Below are 20809 nucleotides of genomic sequence, written 5' to 3' on the forward strand. Positions count from 1 at the left end.
GGTTGATGATCTTTGGTGCCGCGCTATTGGGGCCGGAGTGTAGGCACGGGCTATCTGGAGAACGATCGAGTTGGTTACTGTTCGTCGTTGGTCTGGAGTTGCCCGTGCCTACCGTTTCAGTATTGCCTGTGTCGTCGGTTCCAGAGGTGTTCGACTGCTGGAGTCCTGGTGAGCGCAGCGAGCTCATCGGATCGGAGTTTCTCGATGTGTTGGCCTCGGTGCCAGACCCGAGGGGCCCACGCGGTCGGAGGTATTCGCTGATGGCTTTGTTGGCGATCGCGGTTCTGGCCACTGCCGCGGGGATGCGCGGCTATGCTGGTTTTGCCACATGGGCGGCCACCGCTCCCGATGATGTGTTGGCCCAATTAGGGGTCCGGTTCCGGAGGCCCAGTGAGAAGACCTTCCGCGCTGTTTTGTCTCGGCTAGACCCCGCCGACCTCAACGCCAGGATGGGCAGTTACTTCACTGCACACGTGGCCAGCAGCGACCCCAGTGGATTGGTGCCGATCGCGTTGGACGGCAAGATGCTGCGTGGTGCTTTACGCGCCAAAGCGACAGCCACGCATCTCGTGTCGGTGTTCGCCCACCGTGCCCGATTGGTGCTCGGTCAACTCGCTGTCGCCGAGAAAAGCAATGAAATTCCCTGCGTACGTGCCCTGCTCACGCTGCTGCCGGGTAGCTTGCGGTGGCTGGTCACCGTGGATGCGATGCATACCCAGGTCGTCACCGCGAAGTTGATCTGCGCCACCTTGAAGTCGCACTACCTGATGATCGTCAAGTCCAACCAAGCCAAAATACTTGCGCGTATCACCGCGCTGCCCTGGGCCGAGGTGCCCGCAGCCGCTACCGACGACTCCCGCGGCCACGGCCGTGTCGAGACCCGCACCCTGCAAATCATCACCGCTGCACGAGGAATCGGCTTCCCCTACGCAAAACAAATCATCCGGATCACTCGTGAACGCTTGATCACCGCCACCGACCAGCGCAGCGTGGAGGTGGTCTATGCCATCTGCAGCCTGCCGTTCGAGCACGCCCGCCCTACCGCGATCATGACCTGGATGCGTCAACACTGGGGAATCGAGAACAGCCTGCACTGGATACGCGACGTCACCTTCGACGAAGACCGTCAAAGGGCACATACCGGAAACGGCGCACAGGTCCTAGCAACGCTACGCAACACCGCGATCAATCTGCACCGCCTCAACGGCGCCGACAACATCGCCGAAGCCTGCCGGATCACCGCTTTGACCGCCAACCGCCGCCTAGACCTCCTCAATCCACAATTCCCCAGCTCACAAGCCTGCTAATCAACAACGCCGGAGCCCTGGGATCCGTACCAAGGAGCGGACCCGAGTATGCCGGTGGCGGCCAATATGCCCGCGTCGGCCGAGTCGGCGATCTCGAGCTTTGCGGCGTCGGGCACGGCGTTCACAGCTGAGGCGGCCGGGTCGCTCGGCCGCGCCAGCGGCGCCGCGGACGAATCCGCGTTCTACAGCGCTGCCGCCGATGAGGCTGTGCCGCTCGAAGATGCGCCGTCGGCGACGTCGGCGTTCACCATGCCCACCCTGGCCCAACTGATGGCGATTTCGGGGCAAGGCGCAAAGTTCTCGGGGCATGTCTCTCAGCACGCGAACCTGGCCAACCAGGCGATGGGACAGGTCCAGCAGGTCGCATCGATGGCCCAACAGGGCAAGGGGACTGCTCCCGCCGAGGACACCGCGCAGGCCGAGGCCACCACTGTTGAAGATGTCGAGGGCGCCGGGGCGGACTCGGCCGGCGCAGCTGCCGGGCGTGCACCGATCGAAGCGGCCGCTGCTGACACCCCACCGGCGCAGCAGCCGATCTTTGCGCAGCAGGTCGTGTGACGCTCGCCGTCGAGTCGAAGCCGCTGCAGGCCGATGCGATAGCGCACAGAAACGATATGACGAGGAGATAGATCCATGGCGAACTTGGTTGTCACACCGCAATACCTACAGACACTGGCCGCCACACAGACCCAAGCGGCGGCCACTGCAGCATCTGCGGGTGCCGCGTCCACGAATCTCAAGAATGAGGTCTGGGTGTCTCACGGTGTGATCAGTGGAGCCTCCAACACCTCATTTGCCAATGCCGAGGCTGCCCGCCGCGCGGCGGCCAACAGCATGAACACGACTTCTAGCAAGCTCGCCGCCAAGCTACGCACCGCCAGCAGCGCATACCAGGGAGTCGACGAGCAGGCCGGCGAAAGCCTCGACAAACAGATCATTGAGCGCTGATCGGGTCGGAACCCGCTGGTGGGCATGGTTACCGCGCCGGGGTCGACCATTAGCGCTTCAGATGCAGAAAGAAGGGACACCATGTCGCTCTACCACGACCACGATGATCTCGACGCCCTGGATTTCTTTGTCGCCGAGGAGGTTTGCGAAGGCGGCGCGGAGTCGGATGCCCTGGATGGCTTTGCCACCGATGACCCGACACACCCAGTACCGGACATCGATGCGATGGATCAGTTCATGCCTGGCGAGGTCGAAGACGAAGACACCGAGCCCGACACCGCCCCATTGCAGATCGAAGAGCCCCACGGTGCCGCCGAGACGGCGGGTGCCGAGGAAGGCGTCGACTCGAATGGCGCCCCGCTGTTCACGGTCGTCAACCCCCCTGGGACGGTGTCGGTGTCGGCGCTGATGGACGGCCGGATCCATCGAGTCACTCTGTCGGCAAAGGTGACCAGCATGAGTGAAGCCGAGCTCGCCGAGGAGGTACTGGTAATCGCGGCCCTGGCTCGACAAAACGGGTTGGCGGCCCAACACAGCTATATGTTGGGAAGCTATTCCGAGTGGGAACCCTTGGCGGAGATGGGCACTGACGAGCGCGAGGTATTGCGTGACTTCATGGAGAACACCATGGGTTTGATGTCCGAAGAACAGGCCACCGCAAAACAAGCAGAGGTTTTCTCCACCCGATACCGATAGCTGAGGAACTGCTGCAGATTTCGACGCCTCGGCCGTGTAGCGGATGCAACCCGAGCCGACGATCGCGAGATTCGTAACTCTGACCGGATCGACGGTGATCCCAGGGCCTCAACGCCTGCGCTAGGTGCGGATTCAGGCGTTTTGTGGCCCACCCCACGAAGACAGGTGCGGCGGCCGCGGGCCGCCTTAGCTCAAATAGCAACACATGTAAGGGGATTGGACATGGCTAAGGAGCTGGTCATCGATTCTTCCCGCCTGAAGATTGCTGGAATCGATTTGGCGGAGCTGACTTTGCCGACGCCCCCGCCGCCGATCGTTGCGACCGGACTGGATTCCGCGTCGGCAGCCATCAACGCAATCTTGCCGATTATCGAGTCGCCGGTGGCCGACTCGTTGCCCGTCGTCAACTCCGCCCTGACGAAGACGGGGTCCAATTTCGTCGCCGCCGCCGCGATCTATGCGGAAGCCGACCAGTCGCTCGGAAAACAATTGGGCCAGTTCCAATTCCGTTCCGCCGCAACGACGTCCGAGTATGCCGCTCGCGGCAACGCCTTGATGGCGGGCAGTGCGGCCCTCGGATATGGCTTGGCGGCTGAACCCGAGATACCGATCGCATCGAGGTTCACCTTGCCCACCATGGCCCAGATGGGTTCGCTGCCGGGGCAGGCCGCGACGCTATCGGGACACGCTTCTCAGTACGCGAACCTGGTCAACCAGATCATGGGGCAGCTGCAGGGGGTTGCGTCGATGGCCCAGCAGGGCCCGGGGACCGCGCCCGAACCCGCCGAAGACGGACCCGTTCTGCAGCTCGAACACTGAATTCATTGTCTATCAGCGTCTATCAGCCACTGACGGTGAATTTCAGGATTTTCAATAGCCCCTAGGAGGAGGATTCGCGTGACGCTAGCACAGGTGCTCGCCGTGGAAGGCGAGGAGCTCTTGGCCAGAGCGGTCCGGCTGGAGGCTCCGATACCCGGACTGCCGACGGAAGATCCCCAGCCCCCGTGCGACTTCGCACCGGCTAAGGAAGCTGCCGCAGAGCTTGCGCGCTCCGCCGGAGAAATGCGCAAGTATCTGGGCTATTTCGACACGGAGCGGGCGCGGCTGGCGCAGTCGTTGAGGAACGCGGCCAAGGCCTACGAGGAAGTCGACGAGCACGCTGCGGCCGACCTCGACACGGGCAGCGCCTCGGTGTCGGCGGCGACCCCCGGCCCCGCAGGCGCGGAGCCGGAAACGGAGGCATTCGACGACGCCGGGGTCTCCACAATGGCAGCTGATCACCGCCTTGACGGCTACGCAGATCTCAAGGTCAGGGCATTGACCATCGAGTGGGCCGACAACGGCAATTCATTCGAAAACTTCGCGAGGACGTGGCTGGACTATCGGCTGAAGCTGCTGGAGGCCACCGACCGCTTCGGACCCTTTCAGCGTTGGGACGGTGAAGCGGCGGCGGCCGTCGAGGACCATTTTGACAGGCAGATCGCGTGGCTGCGGCAGATGGCGGACTTGTGTAGCACCATGGCGAGTCAGGCCCAAACGGTTGCGGCCGCGCAACGCCAGCTTCATGCCAGCCATATCCAGTTCCAGGGAAAGACGGTTCGCTTCGCGGATCTGAGAGACCTCGACGACCTGTACTGCAGCGTCCCCAAGGCTGATGTCACGAATATGCGGAACCAGATCCTTGCGATCTATGCGGTGCTGCAGCAAACATCGGATGAGGAGCTGGCGGAATACGAACGGGCGGCGAATTTTCCATTGCCGCCCGTGCAGCCAACCAAGCCTCCCAAAGCCAATGAGGTCAAAATCGATCCGCCCGCGCAGGCCAAGCCGCCCGAGCAGATCGTGGTGCCGCCCGGGCCCGATCCGGTGCCCGCCCCGGCTGATGACTGGCCAGTGGACGAGGCCCTGCCCAACCCCACTGACATGCCCGTCGTGCCGTTCGCCGGCAGCCCCCAGCTGCCGGGCAATACCTTGGCCGATTCCTTTGCCGGTCGCGGCGGCGGGACGGGTCTTTCGGCGGGGGCGCCGAAACTCAAACCGGCCTCGTTCGGAGGAGCTGGAGCTGCGTCGATGCGGCCTCCCATAGGACCGGACTCCATCTCATCGCAGCACGGTGGCCGCGATCTGTTGGGGGCTGGCGCCGCGCCGGGGGCCGCGATGGGGTCGGGCGGTGCGGGCATGGCGCCCATGGGAGCCCCCGGCGCCGGACAGGCCCCGGGGCAGACCGGTAAGGGCAAGCGCGCGGAGCCGGGGGACGAGTTGCTCTACACCGAAGAGCGGCCGTGGACCGAGGGCCTCATCGGCAAACGCCCACGTAAATCCGCCGCCGAGGTCGCCGGCCCGACGCGAGTGCCGCCCCCGATAGCAAAGCCGGGCCCGACAGCAAGGCCGGCTCCAACAGTAAGGACTCCAAATGGGCACCCAGATGCACCCGCAGGTGGCTGAGGCATTGCGCCAGGCGCAGCAGTTCCAGTCCGCGTTTGAAGACCAGATGCACCGGACCAACAGCGGATCCTTCGCCGGAACCGACGAAGCCAAGACCGTCGACGTGACTCTGAACGGACGCCAGTGGCTCACCGACCTGCATATCGAAGAAGGTCTGCTACGGCTGGGCGCTGAAGCCGTCGAGCAGCGAATCAACGAGGCGCTCCAAGATGCGGATGCCGTCGCGTCCGCGGGCATCGAGGCCCGCCAGCAGCAGTTCTTCGAGTCGCTTGCCGGAATTTCCAGTGAGCTCCAGAAGGGGCTGGGCATCACGTAACGAACAACGTCTGTTCGGGTGTCGGCGTGTGTCATCCGGCAAATCGCTGATTGCCGCAAGGCCGACCCAAGCGTCGATCAGCGGGTCAGGGCTGACGATGCCAGCGGCCGCGGCGAAGTTGCCGGCAGGTACGGATTGATATGTCGTGTCGAATATTGTGGGGAATAACGATGAGCATGCTAAGGCCGACGGGTGGGTATTTCGACCAGCTATTGGAGCCGGGCGGATGGCCAGAGATCGATGAGGACGCCTTTTATGAACGGGCGCAGGAATTTACGCAAGTCTTGCGGCAAGTCACCGAAGTGCTGGAGAGTTGCCAACAGCGTCGGACTCAAGTTTTCGACGACGGTGTCTGGTCGGGTGGTGTCGCCGATGCCGCCAACGGCGAACTCGGCACCAATATCGGTCACCTGATGACCCTGCAGAACGACCTTGCCACCGCGATTACGTGGCACAAATATGTTGCCGGTTTGGTTGTGCAAGCCAAGTTGGCCATTGATACAAACGCGGAGGTCGCACACCAACAGATCCTCGTTCTGCAGAACGAACCCGGCCTCACCGCCGCCGAGCGAGCCATTGCGATCGAAAGCTTGGTCGTCGCTACGCACGGGGCCAATGTCGCCGTGGTCGCCGACACCACCGAGCAGATTCTCGCGAGCAGGACGTGGACCCCCCCGCGTAATGCGCTGGAAGACTTGCTCAACCAGCGGACACCGCCACCGGCCGCACCCCCGCAGCGCCGTGACGTTCAGACCGGGCAGCCGATCGAGCAAGAACCGGCGCCGCCGGCGCCTGCACAACCGGTGCCGGTCACCCCGGTGATAGTTCCGGAAGCCGAGCAGTCAACACCCGGTGCCGCCGAGCCGGGGTGGATCCCGCCCGCACCGGCGGCAATGTCATCGGTGGGCCCACCGATGATGCCTTCGTCGCCGGCGCATCCTGTTCCCGGATCCGTTGCCGGGCCCGCGTCGCCGGCACCGGCTGCCGCCGATGGCGGGGCACAGGGCCCGGTGTTGAGGGCCGCGGCGGCCCGGTCCGCGCCAGGTGCCGGCGGGCGTGGCAACCCGCCGGCGCCGGCACCGTCGCAGCCTTCGGAGCCCCTGCGTGAGCAGGACAAGGCCACCGAGCACGCTTCGGCGGGGCCGGCCGGTGCCGCCGCGGGTCCGCGAGCCGGAGCGGCCGCACCCGTGGGGCAGAAGCCTTCAAGTGCGCCCATCAGGCCGGCGGCGGCGACCACCCGGGCCGCCGCAAAGACCGGGCCGACCATCGGCCTGGATGCCACCGATCGCACCGCCGCGGTCAATGCCGGGGCGGTAATGGAGCCGCTCATCCCGGTGTCGGCGGCGCGTGCCGAACGCGACGCCATCGCCGAGGCGTCCACCGCTGACGCGGCCCGTCGCAATGGGGCCGATCCGCTGCAACTGGCGCGCCGCATTGCCGCGGCATTGAATGCACCGGGCGGTGGCGGGCAAGGCGATCTCGGATTCTTCTGGGTGACCGCGGTGACCACCGACGCCACCATCGTGGTGGCCAACAGCTACGGGCTGGCCTACATTCCCGATGGGGTGCAGTTGCCCGAGCCGGTGCAGATGGCCAGTGCGGATGAGGCCATTTCCGCCACCGAGCGGGCCTGCTGGGCCACTCGACCAGTGCGGGCCGTGCAGCGCTGGGCGGCATGTCAGGGCAAGACACTGCGAGCGGTAATCGCCACCGAGCAACAGTTCGCCGATTCCGACCCGGGCGTGGCCAGAATTGTCCTGGACCCAGGAGACATCCCGGCCAGCGGAAAGATGACCGGCCGGCCCCGGCTGCAGGTGGTCAATCCCGAAGCCGCGCAATGGCTGGCGGACACCAGCGATGCCGGTTTGACCGATCTGCTGCCGCCGGCGTCGGCGGTTGACCCTGCGCACGCGGATGGACGCGCTACTCGCGCCACCTCGGAGACAATGAATTCCGAGGCGGTGGCCGCTACGGCGGAAAGACTGGCAGCCACCTTCAACCTGCGGTTGCCCGACCTGGGGTCCTCAGTTCAGCTAGCTGCCCCACCGCCGGGGGATCGCCGCCCGATGTTGTGGCTCGAAGTGATGAAGCCGATGGCCAGCAACGCCGTCGACCGCGAGGCGGCGCATCTGCGGGCGTTTCTGACCTTTGCCGAACACGCGCAACGGTTCGCCCTCGACCAGGCGCATTCCCTCGCCGAACCGGCCGATTCGCGGGCCGCCATCGCCGACTGGCTGTACTGGAAACACCTCAGCGGGCTGCTGCACGCCGCCCTGAACCCGAAGCTCGCGGCCTGCGGATGACGGACGGCACCGCGCGGTTCGTGCGCTAGGCCCGGATGTCGGCGGTGAGCGCGTCGGTCAATCTGACCAGATCCGCCGGAGGGACCGCGACGTCCCAATGCCGCTTCCCGGCGCTGCACAGCACCCGGTCCCACGTGAGGGCCGAGCTGTCTACCACCGTCCGAAGTTTCCTACGCTGACCAAACGGCGAGATGCCGCCGACCACGTATCCGGTTGTCCGTTCGGCGTCGGCGGGCTCGGCCATGCTGGCCTTGGCCGCCCCCAACGCCGAGGCGGCGGCCTTCAACGACAACCGCGACGGCACCGGCACGACCGCGACCGCAAACTCGCCGGGTAGCGCGATGACCAGAGTCTTGAACACCTGCTCGGGCGCGATATCTGTGCGGTCCGAGAGGTCCGTGACAGCCTCGAAGTGCAAGAGTTCGTGTGTCACACCGGCTTTGATGAGCGCGGCGACCCCCGGTGTTGCGGCCCTGGCCACGCTGGTGCACCTCAGGGCTGCGTGTACCCCGGCGGGTTGACCTCTTCCACCCACAGGTCCACGCCCAGCTTGGCCCCGGGCACGCAGTTGTAGATCGAGAGGTCGCTCACTCCCGACTCGAGCAGCACGTCCTCGCACAGCGCCGAGTTGCCGGTGTACTCGCGGGAGTTCTTGTTGAGGATGACGTAGGCCGCATCGGCATAGACATCGGGTTTGCGGGCCCGTCCCATCGCCTCGTCGCCGCCGAGCAGGTTCTGCACCGCGGCGGTTGCCACCAGGGTGCGGGGCCACAGCGTGTTCGAGGCGATGCCCTCGTCGCGCATCTCCTCGGCGATTCCCAACGCGCACAGCGTCATACCGAACTTGGCCATCATGTATGCGGTCGGCTTCAGCCACTTCTTGTCCAGCTGCACCGGCGGAGAAAGCGTCAAGATGTGCGGGTTTTCCCGGCCCTTCAGGTGCGGGATGCACGCCTGCGACACCGCATAGGTGCCGCGCACCTGGATGCCGTTCATCAGGTCGAACCGCTTCATCGGCACTTCGGTGATGGACTCGAGGTTGATGGCGGAGGCATTGTTGACGCAGATGTCGATGCCGCCGAACTGTTCCACCGTCTTGGCAACGGCGGCGCTGACGGAGTCCGGGTCGCGGACGTCCCCGACGATCGGCAGTGCCTGACCGCCGGCTTCCTCGAGCTCTTTGGCTGCCGTGTATACGGTGCCCGGAAGCTTCGGGTGGGGTTCGGCGGTCTTGGCGATCAGTGCGATGTTCGCACCGTCTTGTGCGGCCCGCTTGGCGATCGCCAGGCCGATACCGCGGCTGGCGCCGGAGATGAACATGGTCTTGCCGTTAAGGGACATGGCGTCACACTAACGCCACCCTGGATCAGCGAGGTTTGCGGGATCGCGGATCGGTCGGGAAATAGCGGGCGAGAAAATGCCGTTGATTGATTGCGGTCTCATCAACCGTGGGCGTTGGTGGGATGAGGGAGCCGAAGGAAAGGGCGGACTGACGCGGACATTGTCAGTCGTGGCCTTTAGATTGGGAGGAGGGAGCTTGGTGTCGACCTCGACGAGCCTGCTGGGCGAGGAGCGGTTGGGGCGCTTCCCTGCGAGTCCGGCGTCGGTAGCGACGCTGTCCGGTGGCACCTCGACCGAAGGGACCGTGTTTATCAAGATGGCCGACATCGATGGTGTGACCCTGGCTGAGGCGCCCGACCCGGAGCCGCCTGAGGAGACTGACGAGCAGCTGACTGCGCGCTTCGAGCGCGACGCGATTCCCCTGTTGGACCAGCTGTACGGCGGCGCGCTGCGGATGACGCGCAATCCGGCCGATGCCGAGGATCTGCTGCAGGAGACCATGGTCAAGGCCTACGCGGGTTTTCGTTCTTTCCGGGAGGGCACCAATCTCAAAGCGTGGCTGTACCGGATTCTGACCAATACCTACATCAACAGCTATCGCAAGAAGCAGCGACAGCCCGCGGAATATCCCACCGACGAGATCACCGATTGGCAGCTGGCATCCAACGCCGAGCATTCCTCGACCGGGCTGCGTTCGGCCGAGGTCGAGGCCCTCGAGGCGTTGCCGGACACTGAGATAAAAGAGGCGCTGCAGGCATTGCCGGAAGAATTCCGGATGGCGGTCTACTACGCCGACGTGGAGGGTTTTCCCTACAAGGAGATCGCCGAGATCATGGACACGCCGATCGGGACTGTGATGTCGCGGCTACACCGGGGCAGACGGCAGCTGCGCACCCTGTTGGCGGATGTGGCCAAGGAACGTGGCTTCGTCCGCGGTGAGCAGGCCCACCAGGAGGTGTCTTCATGAGCGAAGTTCCCGGCTCACCCGACTCGTTGCCGGACAATGAGGATTCGCACGGCTACTTTGGCTGTGCGGAGGTGATCGCCGAGGTGTGGACCTTGCTTGATGGCGAGTGCACCCCGGAAACGCGCCAGAAGCTGCGCAAGCACCTCGAGGCATGCCCCGGATGCCTGAAGCATTACGGGCTCGAGGAGCGGATCAAGCTACTGATTGCCACCAAGTGTCAGGGCGAGAAGGCCCCGGAGGGGCTGCGGGAGCGGGTACGCCTACAGATCAGCCGCACCACCATCATCCGGGGCGGCGAGTAACGAGCGATCGACAAAACCGCCCGCTCAGCGGGCTGGCCGCGGGGCGGGTAGCCTTCGGCTTGCTTGGCTGGGCGGGCGGGCGGTTATGCCGCTGAGCTAGGCGTTTGGCCGCTTGCCGTGGTTGGCCTTGCTGTGCTTGCGGTCGCGCTTCTTACGGCCACGCTTGGCCATGATGAACCTCCGTAGTTGGTCGATGCAGGGTGGCCAGGTTCCGCCCGGGTTGTCGCAAGTGTCTCACGCGGGAGTCAGTGCCACCGCACTAGCCCGCGCGCCGCGACCCCGGGTGGCCTTATGGTTCGATATACATGAGCCGATAGACCAGCAGCCGGCATGTGCAATGGCCGAACCGAGTGGGGTGAAGATGTCCGAGGATGTTCGTGCCGAGATCGTGGCCAGCGTGCTCGAAGTCGTTGTCAGTGAAGGTGACCAGATCGGCAAAGGCGACATAGTCGTGCTGCTGGAGTCGATGAAGATGGAGATCCCGGTCCTGGCTGAAATCGGCGGCACCGTGAGCAAAGTGAGTGTGGCCGTGGGTGACGTTATCCAGGCCGGCGACCTCATCGCGGTGATCAGTTAGCCCTTGAACCCAAAAACCCCGCGTCCGGGAGCGACTCTGGAGCCTGTTGATGTCCACTCTCGGTAATTTGCTGGCCGAAAACACGATGCTGCCCGGCAATGCGGTGGACCACCTGCATGCGGTGGTGGGGGAGTGGCAACTGCTCGCCGACTTGTCCTTTGCCGACTACCTGATGTGGGTTGCCCGAGACGATGGCGCCCTGGTCTGTGTGGCGCAATGCCGGCCCAACACAGCGCCGACGGTTCTGCAGACCGACGCGGTGGGCAGCGTCGTCGAAGCCGATCGGCTGCCGCTGGTCGCCGAGACGTTCGCCTCCGGTAGCGCCCGGCGTGACAGCGATGCCGACCAACAACACTTGGGCCAGCTGCCTAGGCCGAGCATCGAGGCCTCCCCGGTGCGCTACGGCGATCAGGTGGTCGCGGTGTTGACGCAGCATCAAACCGCGGTCGCCGCCGAACGCGCGTCCGGACACTTGGAGAGCGCCTACCGCGACTGCGCCACCGACCTGCTGCAGATGTTGGCCGAGGGCACCTTCCCCGATGTCGGTGACGTCGCCATGTCGCGTTCGACGCCGCGGGCCGGTGACGGCTTCATCCGCCTCGATGTCGACGGTGTCGCCATCTACGCCAGCCCCAACGCGTTGTCGGCCTACCACCGGATGGGTTTGACCACCGAGTTGGAGGGCCACGAGCTGATCGAAGTGACCCGGCCGCTGATTTCGGATCCGTTTGAGGCCGAAGAAGTGGCTGAGCACGTCCGAGATCTGCTGGTCGGTGGCAGAAGTATGCGGATGGAGGTCGACGCCGGAGGCGCGACGGTACTGCTGCGTACTTTGCCCTTGGTGGTGGGCGGTGTCAGCGCCGGAGCCGCCATTCTCATTCGTGACGTCACCGAGGTGAAGCGCCGGGACCGGGCCCTGATCTCCAAGGACGCGACAATCCGCGAAATTCACCACAGGGTGAAAAACAACCTGCAGACCGTTGCTGCGTTACTGCGGTTGCAGGCCCGACGCACCACCAATGCCGAGGGGCGAGAGGCGCTGATCGAGTCGGTGCGCCGGGTTTCGTCGATCGCGTTGGTGCACGACGCGCTGTCGATGTCCGTCGATGAGCAGGTCAACCTCGATGAGGTCATCGACCGGATCTTGCCGATCATGAACGATGTGGCGTCAGTGGATAGGCCGATCCGGATCAACCGCGTCGGTGACCTCGGCGTGCTGGACTCCGATCGCGCGACCGCCCTGATCATGGTGATCACCGAGTTGGTTCAGAACGCGATCGAGCATGCATTTGATCACGCGGCTCAGGGGGCGGTGACCATTCGGGCCGAGCGCTCGGCGCGCTGGCTCGATGTTGTGGTGCACGACGATGGACGTGGCCTTCCCTCCGGTTTCAGCTTGGAGAAGTCCGACAGCCTGGGCCTGCAGATTGTGCGCACCCTGGTGTCAGCGGAGCTGGATGGCTCGCTGGGGATGCGAGAAGCGCCCGGGCGAGGTACCGACGTGGTGCTTCGAGTGCCAATCGGTCGCCGGGGCCGGCTGCTGGCCTAATGCAGCGCGCAACAATACGGCCCCGACGCGTTGTCGGGGCCGTATTGTTGCGTACCGAGTTGTCAGACTCCGCTGCGGGCCTTGGTCCGTGCGTTGCGGCGCTTTAGGGCGCGTCGCTCGTCTTCGCTCATACCGCCCCAGACGCCCGAGTCCTGGCCCGTGTTCAGGGCCCAGCTGAGGCAATCGGTGGTCACAGGGCACCGATTACAGACCAGTTTCGCGTCAGCGATCTGCGCGATTGCCGGACCGCTGTTCCCAACCGGGAAGAACAGCTCCGGATCTTCGTCACGGCAGACCGCCTTGTGGCGCCAATCCATTAGTCACTACTCCTCACTAAGTGCGCAGCAATGCGCACAGCCGATTTTTCCTTGGCGGTTAACGATGTGCACAAGAAAAGGTTTCTGTAGCCCTACATGTCTTCGCATGCAACCTTTTGATCGTTTCACAGGCTTCGCAGATGTCAATAGTGTTACGTGAGCGCGTGGGCTATCTCACTTTGGTGATCTCTTACCAAAGCCCTTATGTAGTTGTACTACACTGCCCCGTCGGTTGAGGGTAGATTGGCTGTCGCAACCTTGTCACGACTTGGTTTTTCCCAGCTCAGCAGGGATTTTTGGGGGGAGGGGCGACCACCGCCACCGCTTCCGGAACGGCCCTGAACGTCATGGTTTGGCGCACCCCAAGGTAGTCCCCGTCGAACTGACAGGCGACCGGCGCGGCTGTGCTGGTAACACGCAGGCTTGGGACATCGTCGTCGCGGACGAGGCGTTTGCTGTCGAACTTCGGTCGTTTGGCCAACATCTGCCGCAGCAGCCGCAGCGTCGGGATCGTCTTCATGTTCCTCATGGCAAACACTCCGAGGCCCGTTTCGAAGGTGCAGCCCGGATTGGTCCACACCGGCCGGTTGCCCACGAAGGTCCAGGGACTGGCGTTGGACACGAAGACAAAGCTCACCTCCGTGACCGGTTCACGGCCCGGAATCTCCAGCTTGAGTGCGGGTTCGCGGCCGGCGTTGGACAGCATGGCGGGCACCGTCGCGCGGACATAGCGCCAGGGGGTGACTTTCCTGCCGCCGTCGCGCTCGGCTTCTACCGCGGCGACCACCTCGGCGTCCACGCCCATGCCGGTGTTGAAGGCGGCCCAGCGCTCGCCGCAGTCGATCAGTCCGATTCGACGCCACTGCGGGCGGCGGCGGTAGTCATCGAGCAGCTGAAGCAGCTGGTTGGTGGCGGCAACGGGGCCGTGCGAGATCCCGAGCGACCTGGCCAGGACGTTTGCCGAGCCGCCGGGAATGACCGCGATGGCCGGCAGCGGGCCGGTCGGGGTTGAGCCGGGGCGGCCCAGGACTCCGTTGATCACTCCGCTTACCGTGCCGTCGCCGCCGTGCACAACCACCAGGTCCACGCCGGCGGCGGCGGCCGCTTCGCCCAGCTCGGTGGCGTGGCCACGATGTTTGGTGTGTTCGATGTCGAGATCCAGGCGGCCCTTGAGCGCGTTGACCACCAGTTCGCGATCCGCCGGTGTGATGGAGGTGGCGGTTGGGTTGACGATCAACACGGCGCGCATGAGGCATGAGCCTAGGCCGTGTAAACCTGCTGCGTCGGTGTCGTCTGTTTCGGGTTAGCCGCGCCATCGGACGCCCCGGCGCCGTGAGTGCGCCTCGGCGTGGCCCCACGACTACGCTGAGGCTGTGACTGTGCCAGCCCCGACCCCCATCCGCGGCGCTGGAGTGGTCGTGGCGGTGCAGGGGACCGCAGGGCTGATCGTGGCGGCGGTGTTGGCAGTGCGCGGGCTCGCAGGGGCCGATCAGCGCCTGGTCAACGGCCTGGGCACCGCGGTGTGGTTTGTCCTCATCGGTGCCGCGGTGCTGGCCGCTGGATGTGCTCTGGTGGCCGGTAGGCGCTGGGGTCGGGGGCTGGCCGTGGTCACCCAGCTACTGCTGTTGCCGGTTGCCTGGTATCTGACCGCTGATTCGCACCAGCCGGTGTTCGGCATTCCGCTGGGGGCCGTGGCACTGACCGTGTTGCTGCTGCTGTTCAGCCCCCCATCGCTGCGCTGGGCCGGCGCCGGGGATCAGCGGGGTCCGGCCAGTGCCACCAAATCCGGGCCAGACAGCCGGTAGGTGGTCCATTCGTTCTGCGGCTGCCCGCCGACGGCGTCGTAGACCGCAATGGCATTGGAGTTCCAGTTCAGCACCGCCCAGGACAGCCGCGTGTAACCGTTGTCCAGGCATTCGGCGGCCAGCGTCGCCAGCAGCCTTCGGGCCAGCCCACGCCGGCGGAATTGCGGCCGCACGTAAAGGTCTTCCAAGTAGATCCCGGCGGCGCCGTCCCAGGTGGAGAAGTTCAGAAACCACAGCGCCATCGCCGCGATCTGACCGTCGATCTCGACGATGTGTCCCCGCACCGTCGGCAGAGCTCCGAAAAGTGCTGTGAATATCTGCTTTTCGCTGACCGTGCATTGGTCGGCGGCGCGCTCGAACTCGGCGAGCTCGCGGATCATGGCGGTAATTTCAGCGGTGTCTTCCGGCTTGGCCCGGCGGATGTTCTCGGTCATTGTTTGACTCCTAGAGCGCTTAATATTGTGGCGAATTTCGTTGTGGTCTCGTCGACTTCGTCATCGGGATTGGATTCGGCGACAATGCCGCCACCGGCGTGCGCCAGCGCGGTGCGCCGGTCGGCTGACAACTGTGCGCAGCGAATGGACACCACCCAGTAGCCGTCACCGCCCGCGTCGCACCAGCCGACTGTTCCCGCGTAGAAACCGCGGTCGCCCTCCAGCGAGGCGATGAGCTCGCTGGCGGCGTTCGTCGGCACACCGCCCACCGCGGGGGTGGGGTGCAGTGCCAATGCCAGATCGATTGCCGTAGTTGCGGTATCGCGCAGTTTACCAATGACTGGAGTGCACAGATGCCAGACCGCGGCGGTACCGGTCAGTTCGGGCTCCGGTGCGATTTTCAGCTCGTCGCAGAGCGGCTCCAGCGTCTCGCGCATGGTGTCGATCACCAGTTGATGCTCGTGTCGGTTCTTGGCCGAACCGGCCAACGCCGTCGCGTTGGCGGCGTCGATCTCCGGATCCGCGGAGCGTGGCGCGGAGCCGGCGAAGGGTTGGCAGGTGACCTGATCGCCGAATCGGGCGACCAGCAGCTCGGGGCTGGCGCCCACCAGGGCCGCTCCGGTGTAGCAGTCTCCAGCCGCGGTCAGGTCGACCAGATAGCCGTAGGACGTGGGGTCGGCCGCCATCAGCCTGCGCAGGACGACTCGAGGGTCCAGAGCGGTCTCCGCGGTCAACTGCAGGGCCCGCGCCAGCACCACCTTGTGCAGCAAGCCCTGCGGTGCGGTCAGCTGATCTCGCGCGCGGGTGATCCGGGCGCGGTGTTCGGCAAGTGGCGGCACCGCGGCGCTGATGCGCACCCTGGGCGGCGCTTCGGTGGGCCAGTCGGGCAGCCCCGTCTCGCGTCGCACCGACGTCGGCACCATCAGCGCCGCTGGTTGGCTTACGTCGAAAGGCAACGCGCCCAACAACATTGGTGCTGATCCTGAGCGCAGTGCGGCCTGGGCCGCCGCAATTGCGGAGTAACTGGTACGCACCCCTTCGGCAATCAGATTTCCCCGGGGCCCGCACAGTGCGAACGGCGGTTCGCTGGCTCTCAACTGTCCGAAAACCCTTTCAATCCGAGCGCGCTCAGCTGACGCACCCCGTGCTCGAATCCGCAAATGGCGATGGAAGCGGTGGGCATGTAGAACCGGCTGCCTTCGACCAATGCCAATTCGACCCAACGCGTTGTCACCGACCGGGAGAAGTGGCTGTGGCTGGCGAACACCACATCACGTGAAGTCATGTGTTCCAGCGCAAGTGCGATGGCCCGGTCGGCGCGCTCAGTGACCTGCTGCACGGATTCCCCGCCGGGGCATCCGTGCGTCCAGACCAGCCAATTCGGCTCGAATTCGCGGATCTGCGGCGTGGTCAGGCCTTCGTAGGAACCGTAATCCCACTCGGCGACCAGTTCGGAGACCGTATCGACGGTCAGCCCGGCCAACTCGGCGGTGGCCAGGGTTCGCTTGCGGGGACTGCTGATCACCAGCGGATTGTCGAGTTCGAGCTCGTTGAGCGCCCGCCCAGCCAGCTCCGCTTGCGCGCGGCCGGTTTCGGTCAGCTCGATGTCGGTTCGACCCGTGTGCTTGCCCGATTTCGACCATTCGGTGTCGCCGTGGCGGAGCAGCAGGAGTCGGTGGTTGTGCACGCCCATGCCGAACGATTGTGCCGGACGACATGCCGGACCCATCGCCCCAGCCAGACTGACGAGTACATGCCAGGATGACACTGTGACAGAGATCCGGGTACTGGCGGTGGCCAACCAGAAGGGCGGAGTGGCCAAGACGACGACGGTGGCCTCCCTCGGCGCGGCAATGGTGGACAAGGGACGGCGGGTGCTGCTGGTCGATTTGGATCCGCAGGGGTGCTTGACCTTCTCGCTGGGCCACGACCCCGACAAACTGACGGTGTCCGTGCATGAGGTGTTGCTCGGGGAAGTCGAGCCGAGCGCCGCGTTGGTGACGACGCTGGAGGGAATGACGCTGCTGCCGGCCAACATCGACTTGGCCGGCGCCGAGGCGATGTTGTTGATGCGGGCCGGTCGTGAGTACGCGCTCAAACGGGCGCTGGCCAAATTGTCGGACGAGTTCGACGTCGTCATCATCGACTGCCCGCCGTCGCTGGGTGTGCTCACGCTCAACGGGTTGACGGCCGCCGACGAGGTCATCGTCCCGCTGCAATGCGAGACGCTGGCGCACCGCGGCGTGGGACAGTTCCTGCGCACGGTCTCCGACGTGCAGCAGATCACCAATCCAGACCTACGGTTGCTGGGCGCCTTGCCGACGCTGTACGACCCGCGTACCACCCACACCCGCGACGTGCTGCTTGACGTCGCCGATCGGTACAGCCTGGCGGTGCTGGCGCCACCGATCCCACGCACCGTGCGATTCGCCGAAGCCACCGCGTCGGGTTCGTCGGTGCTGGCCGGACGCAAGAACAAGGGCGCGCTGGCCTATCGCGAGCTGGCGCAGGCACTGCTCAAACACTGGAAGACCGGCAAGCCCCTGCCCGCCTTCACGGTCGAGCCCTAGCCGCGCCCGGGCACCCCGACACTCAGCCGAGCGCCACCACGGCGTCGCCGCGTTGCTCGATCACCGTGGAACCCACCACGACCGTGATCACCGCCGAGGTGTTCGGCTGTCGGTCCACCGGGATGTAGCGAATGCTGGCGCCGCTGACCGGGTCGTAGACACCCAAGGCGCCGGTGACCGGTACCAGCAGCTGGCCGGCCATCATCACCCCCGGGCCCAGGGGCGCGGCCGTGTCACCGGCGGCGATGGTGTACCGCTGGGTCAATTTTCCGGTGTTGAAGACCAGCAACGCATCGCCGGTCCACCAGGTCACCAGGTTGCCGGTCTGAGACACCACGGCCGCCGGTGACGGGGGTTTGGGCAGCAGGGTGCTTGCCGTGGTGGTTCCGGTTTCGTCGATCACCTCGACGTGGGGTTGCGGCGATGGAAGGTACACCGCGGTGTTGTTCTGCGAGACGATCAGCACGCGTGCGCCCGACCCGGCGCGAATCCCGGGCTCGGGCACGATCCGTTGCTCGGGTTCGTCTTCTTCCTTGCCGGGGCGCAGCAGCACCAGCCGCAGGTCCGCCTGGTCCTGGCAGGCTTCGAGCACCGAGACCGCCGAAGAGCTCGCCGCGGCCGACTCCAGCGTGCATCCGGAGTGCAGGCCCCGGTTTGCCGGTTTCACCCGAGCGTCGGTCTCGCCGTAGGACAGCATCCGAACCATGTCGGACCGCCACAGTTCCAGGCGGGTGCTGCCGGCCGACAGCACCGTGGTGCCATCGGAGGACAGCCGCACCTTTGGGTCCGCGTAGCTGCTGCGGGCGGGGCCGCGACGACCGGTCGATCCGTCGATGGTGCTCACCTGGCCGCAACCACGATCATCGCGGTACACCGCGACGGCATAGCGATACACCCAGCTCACGCCGCACAGGTCGGTGTCGCGCGAGTAGCTCCACAGCGTCTCACCGGTGGTCGGGTTCCGCCCTTCCACCAGGCGTCCCGCGCCGGTGGCCACGGTCCCGCCCGCCACCACCGGCACGCGGGTGGCCGGGCTGTTAGCCGTCCAGAGCTGCTTGAGCGTGCCCGGCACCTCCCGGGCGGGGCTCGGGTTGGGTGCCGGAGCGGCGGCCGGCCGGCTGACGGTCGCCCGCGCATCACTGGTCCACCAGATCAGCAACGTGACGAGCGCGATGACCACCACGATCGCTGCGGCGGCCAGGATGTCACCCCTGGTGCGCCGTTCCGGCTTCACCATGCGTGGGTGCAGGTTCAGTTAGCCGATGCGGCGGCGTTGTCTTGGACGCCGGCCGGCTTGCGGCGGCGGCGACGGCGCCGGGTGGCCCCGGCGTTGCCGGACGGAGAGCTCGCACCGAAACCCGACCCCGTCTCGGTGGCCGTCTCGCCACTGGCCACCGGCGTGGTGGCGGGATGTCCGGTGACCGGCTTGCCGCCGCGGGTGCGCCGCCGGCGCCCAGCGTCCGAGCGCGCACGCCCCGACTTCTCGCCCTGCTGGTCGTCCTGTTTTTCCGTCGTACGGGGCTTGGACCCGGACTTGCTCGGCGGGCCGACGGTGCCAGCGGCATCGGTCGGGATCGACAGCTCGGTGTAGAGATGCGGCGAGCTGGAGTACGTCTCGGCCGGGTCGGGTGAGCCCAGGCCCAATGCCTTGTCGATCATCGTCCAGCGGGGCAGTTCATCCCAATCCACCAGCGTGACGGCGACGCCGGTGCGGCCGGCCCGGCCGGTGCGCCCGATGCGGTGGACGTACATCTTCTCGTCCTCGGGGCACTGGTAGTTGATGACGTGGGTGACGTCGTCGATGTCGATACCGCGCGCGGCGACATCGGTGGCCACCAGCACGTTGACGCTGCCGCTGCGGAAGGACTTGAGGGCCTTCTCGCGGGCCACCTGTCCGAGGTCACCGTGCACGGCGCCCACCGCGAAACCGCGCTCGTTCAGCTCGTCGGCAACCTTCTGCGCGGTGCGCTTGGTGCGGGTGAAGATCATCGTCGCGCCCCGCTCCCGAGCCTGCAGCACCCGGGTGACCAGCTCGACCTTGTCCAGGGCGTGGGCGCGGTAGACGAACTGCTCGGTGGTGTCGTGCACCGCCAGCGAGTGCGGCGCCTCGGCCCGGATGTGGGTGGGCTGGATCATGAAGGTCCGCGCCAGCGTGATGATCGGGTCTGGCATGGTCGCCGAGAACAGCATCGACTGCCGGTCCGCGGGAATCTGGCGCAGGATGCGCTCGATATCGGGCAGGAAGCCCAAGTCGAGCATCTCGTCCGCTTCGTCGAGGACCAGCACGGACAATCCGCCCAGCTGTAGATGGCCCTGCTGGCTCAGGTCGAGCAGCCGGCCGGGGGTGCCGACCACGACGTCAGCGCCGGCCCGCAGGGCCTCGATCTGCGGCTCGTAGGCGCGTCCGCCATAGATCGAGACCACCGACAGCGGGCGCTGGTCGCCGGTCTCGGTGGTGGCGGTGAGGTACTTGGCGGCCACCGCCAGGTCCTCGGTGACCTGCAAGCACAGCTCGCGAGTGGGGACCACGACCAAGGCGCGGGGGGCGCCGGTCAGCGGTCGCACGCCGGTTCCGGAGCTGACCCGCTGCAGCAGCGGCACGCCGAACGCGAAGGTCTTGCCCATGCCCGTGCGGGCCTGGCCGATCAGATCGTCTCCGGCCAGTGCCAGCGGCAGGGTGAGTTCTTGGATGGCGAAAGGACACTCGATGTCCCGTTCGCCCAGTGCGCGTACTATTTCGTCGCGAACTCCAAGTTCAGCAAATGTTTTTGGGGTTGTTTCGGTTGTGCTTTTCAGCGCAGTCATACGGGAGTGAAGAGCCTTTCGGTGACAGTATCGGTATTTATTGGTCGGTCATCTCAATCGCGGTTCATCGCGCGCACGAGTTTCCGACTCCGATACGTCGCCGAGTCGCCGGCCCACCGCTCGTCTG

General features: G+C 65.6%; 24 protein-coding genes. 14 read left to right on the forward strand and 10 right to left on the reverse strand.

Going from position 1 to position 20809, the window contains the following annotated elements; translation table 11 throughout:
• The first annotated feature begins 104 nt into the window (after window positions 1-104).
• From MPSD_RS07395 to MPSD_RS07430, 8 genes are all read left to right on the forward strand, one after another.
• Window positions 105-1307, forward strand: coding sequence for an ISAs1-like element IS2404/ISMul1 family transposase (locus tag MPSD_RS07395; protein WP_420811882.1), 1203 nt, complete (start codon window positions 105-107; stop codon window positions 1305-1307).
• A gap of 48 nt (window positions 1308-1355) precedes the next feature.
• On the forward strand, window positions 1356-1865 hold the full coding sequence (locus tag MPSD_RS07400) for a hypothetical protein (RefSeq protein ID WP_020788345.1): 510 nt from the start codon (window positions 1356-1358) through the stop codon (window positions 1863-1865).
• Between the two features lie 75 nt (window positions 1866-1940).
• Entirely contained in the window at window positions 1941-2255 is a 315-nt protein-coding gene (locus tag MPSD_RS07405) for an ESX-1 secretion-associated protein (RefSeq protein WP_012393193.1), read from the forward strand.
• A gap of 81 nt (window positions 2256-2336) precedes the next feature.
• Complete coding sequence (locus tag MPSD_RS07410; RefSeq protein ID WP_086085435.1) at window positions 2337-2951, forward strand: hypothetical protein; 615 nt, start codon at window positions 2337-2339, stop codon at window positions 2949-2951.
• Between the two features lie 222 nt (window positions 2952-3173).
• Window positions 3174-3770, forward strand: coding sequence for a hypothetical protein (locus MPSD_RS07415; protein ID WP_086085436.1), 597 nt, complete (start codon window positions 3174-3176; stop codon window positions 3768-3770).
• Window positions 3771-3848: 78 nt separating this feature from the next.
• Window positions 3849-5396 carry an EspB family ESX-1 secretion system-associated protein gene (gene espB, locus MPSD_RS07420; protein WP_232022781.1) on the forward strand — a complete coding sequence of 516 codons (1548 nt, stop codon included), beginning with the start codon at window positions 3849-3851 and terminating at the stop codon, window positions 5394-5396.
• Window positions 5365-5712 carry a YbaB/EbfC family nucleoid-associated protein gene (locus MPSD_RS07425; protein WP_020788342.1) on the forward strand — a complete coding sequence of 116 codons (348 nt, stop codon included), beginning with the start codon at window positions 5365-5367 and terminating at the stop codon, window positions 5710-5712. Before espB ends, MPSD_RS07425 begins: the two co-directional genes overlap by 32 nt.
• A gap of 170 nt (window positions 5713-5882) precedes the next feature.
• A complete protein-coding gene (locus tag MPSD_RS07430) occupies window positions 5883-8015 on the forward strand; it encodes a hypothetical protein (protein WP_119571712.1) in 2133 nt (710 codons plus the stop codon).
• Window positions 8016-8040: 25 nt separating this feature from the next.
• Here MPSD_RS07430 and MPSD_RS07435 read toward each other — a convergent pair whose 3' ends face one another.
• The gene (locus tag MPSD_RS07435) at window positions 8041-8496 is read right to left on the reverse strand and encodes a YbaK/EbsC family protein (protein WP_015354882.1); all 456 of its coding nucleotides are present in this window, start codon (window positions 8494-8496) and stop codon (window positions 8041-8043) included.
• 11 nt (window positions 8497-8507) lie between these two features.
• On the reverse strand, window positions 8508-9356 hold the full coding sequence (locus MPSD_RS07440) for an SDR family oxidoreductase (protein WP_015354883.1): 849 nt from the start codon (window positions 9354-9356) through the stop codon (window positions 8508-8510).
• Window positions 9357-9672: 316 nt separating this feature from the next.
• Between MPSD_RS07440 and MPSD_RS07445 the strand changes: the two genes are divergently transcribed.
• Window positions 9673-10323, forward strand: coding sequence for a sigma-70 family RNA polymerase sigma factor (locus MPSD_RS07445; protein WP_161628269.1), 651 nt, complete (start codon window positions 9673-9675; stop codon window positions 10321-10323).
• Window positions 10320-10625: a mycothiol system anti-sigma-R factor gene (rsrA, locus tag MPSD_RS07450; RefSeq protein WP_011740502.1), complete on the forward strand. Its 306-nt coding sequence runs from the start codon at window positions 10320-10322 to the stop codon at window positions 10623-10625. The genes MPSD_RS07445 and rsrA overlap by 4 nt, the downstream gene beginning before the upstream one ends.
• Window positions 10626-10721: 96 nt before the next feature.
• Here rsrA and MPSD_RS30695 read toward each other — a convergent pair whose 3' ends face one another.
• Window positions 10722-10796: a 50S ribosomal protein bL37 gene (locus MPSD_RS30695; RefSeq protein WP_011728008.1), complete on the reverse strand. Its 75-nt coding sequence runs from the start codon at window positions 10794-10796 to the stop codon at window positions 10722-10724.
• Window positions 10797-10986: 190 nt separating this feature from the next.
• Between MPSD_RS30695 and MPSD_RS07460 the strand changes: the two genes are divergently transcribed.
• Together MPSD_RS07460 and MPSD_RS07465 are read left to right on the forward strand one after the other, a co-directional pair.
• On the forward strand, window positions 10987-11202 hold the full coding sequence (locus MPSD_RS07460) for a biotin/lipoyl-binding carrier protein (protein WP_012393203.1): 216 nt from the start codon (window positions 10987-10989) through the stop codon (window positions 11200-11202).
• A gap of 49 nt (window positions 11203-11251) precedes the next feature.
• On the forward strand, window positions 11252-12751 hold the full coding sequence (locus MPSD_RS07465; RefSeq protein WP_020788339.1) for a sensor histidine kinase: 1500 nt from the start codon (window positions 11252-11254) through the stop codon (window positions 12749-12751).
• A gap of 62 nt (window positions 12752-12813) precedes the next feature.
• Here MPSD_RS07465 and whiB1 read toward each other — a convergent pair whose 3' ends face one another.
• Both whiB1 and MPSD_RS07475 read right to left on the reverse strand, forming a co-directional pair.
• A complete protein-coding gene (gene whiB1 / locus MPSD_RS07470) occupies window positions 12814-13068 on the reverse strand; it encodes a transcriptional regulator WhiB1 (RefSeq protein ID WP_012393205.1) in 255 nt (84 codons plus the stop codon).
• Window positions 13069-13351: 283 nt separating this feature from the next.
• On the reverse strand, window positions 13352-14317 hold the full coding sequence (locus MPSD_RS07475; protein ID WP_020727247.1) for a diacylglycerol/lipid kinase family protein: 966 nt from the start codon (window positions 14315-14317) through the stop codon (window positions 13352-13354).
• 124 nt (window positions 14318-14441) lie between these two features.
• On the opposite strand from MPSD_RS07475, the gene MPSD_RS07480 reads away from it, so the two are divergent.
• Entirely contained in the window at window positions 14442-14873 is a 432-nt protein-coding gene (locus tag MPSD_RS07480) for a hypothetical protein (RefSeq protein ID WP_036426849.1), read from the forward strand.
• On the opposite strand, the gene MPSD_RS07485 is transcribed toward MPSD_RS07480, so the two are convergent.
• The 3 genes from MPSD_RS07485 to MPSD_RS07495 are packed head-to-tail and all read right to left on the reverse strand — an operon-like array spanning window position 14825 to window position 17000.
• The gene (locus MPSD_RS07485) at window positions 14825-15307 is read right to left on the reverse strand and encodes a GNAT family N-acetyltransferase (protein WP_011740496.1); all 483 of its coding nucleotides are present in this window, start codon (window positions 15305-15307) and stop codon (window positions 14825-14827) included. The genes MPSD_RS07480 and MPSD_RS07485 overlap by 49 nt on opposite strands.
• Complete coding sequence (locus MPSD_RS07490) at window positions 15304-16404, reverse strand: isochorismate synthase (protein WP_086085437.1); 1101 nt, start codon at window positions 16402-16404, stop codon at window positions 15304-15306. Before MPSD_RS07490 ends, MPSD_RS07485 begins: the two co-directional genes overlap by 4 nt.
• Window positions 16401-17000 carry an acid phosphatase gene (locus tag MPSD_RS07495; RefSeq protein ID WP_015354888.1) on the reverse strand — a complete coding sequence of 200 codons (600 nt, stop codon included), beginning with the start codon at window positions 16998-17000 and terminating at the stop codon, window positions 16401-16403. The genes MPSD_RS07490 and MPSD_RS07495 overlap by 4 nt, the downstream gene beginning before the upstream one ends.
• A gap of 76 nt (window positions 17001-17076) precedes the next feature.
• Between MPSD_RS07495 and MPSD_RS07500 the strand changes: the two genes are divergently transcribed.
• Window positions 17077-17877, forward strand: a complete 801-nt coding sequence (locus MPSD_RS07500) for a ParA family protein (RefSeq protein ID WP_020788334.1) — start codon at window positions 17077-17079, stop codon at window positions 17875-17877.
• Between the two features lie 22 nt (window positions 17878-17899).
• Here the strand turns inward: MPSD_RS07500 and MPSD_RS07505 are convergent, their stop codons facing one another.
• A complete protein-coding gene (locus MPSD_RS07505; RefSeq protein WP_020788333.1) occupies window positions 17900-19114 on the reverse strand; it encodes an Rv3212 family protein in 1215 nt (404 codons plus the stop codon).
• Window positions 19115-19128: 14 nt separating this feature from the next.
• The gene (locus MPSD_RS07510) at window positions 19129-20682 is read right to left on the reverse strand and encodes a DEAD/DEAH box helicase (RefSeq protein ID WP_020788332.1); all 1554 of its coding nucleotides are present in this window, start codon (window positions 20680-20682) and stop codon (window positions 19129-19131) included.
• Window positions 20683-20809: the final 127 nt, after the last annotated feature.

This window comes from Mycobacterium pseudoshottsii JCM 15466, assembly GCF_003584745.1.
Taxonomy (GTDB): Bacteria; Actinomycetota; Actinomycetes; order Mycobacteriales; family Mycobacteriaceae; genus Mycobacterium; species Mycobacterium marinum.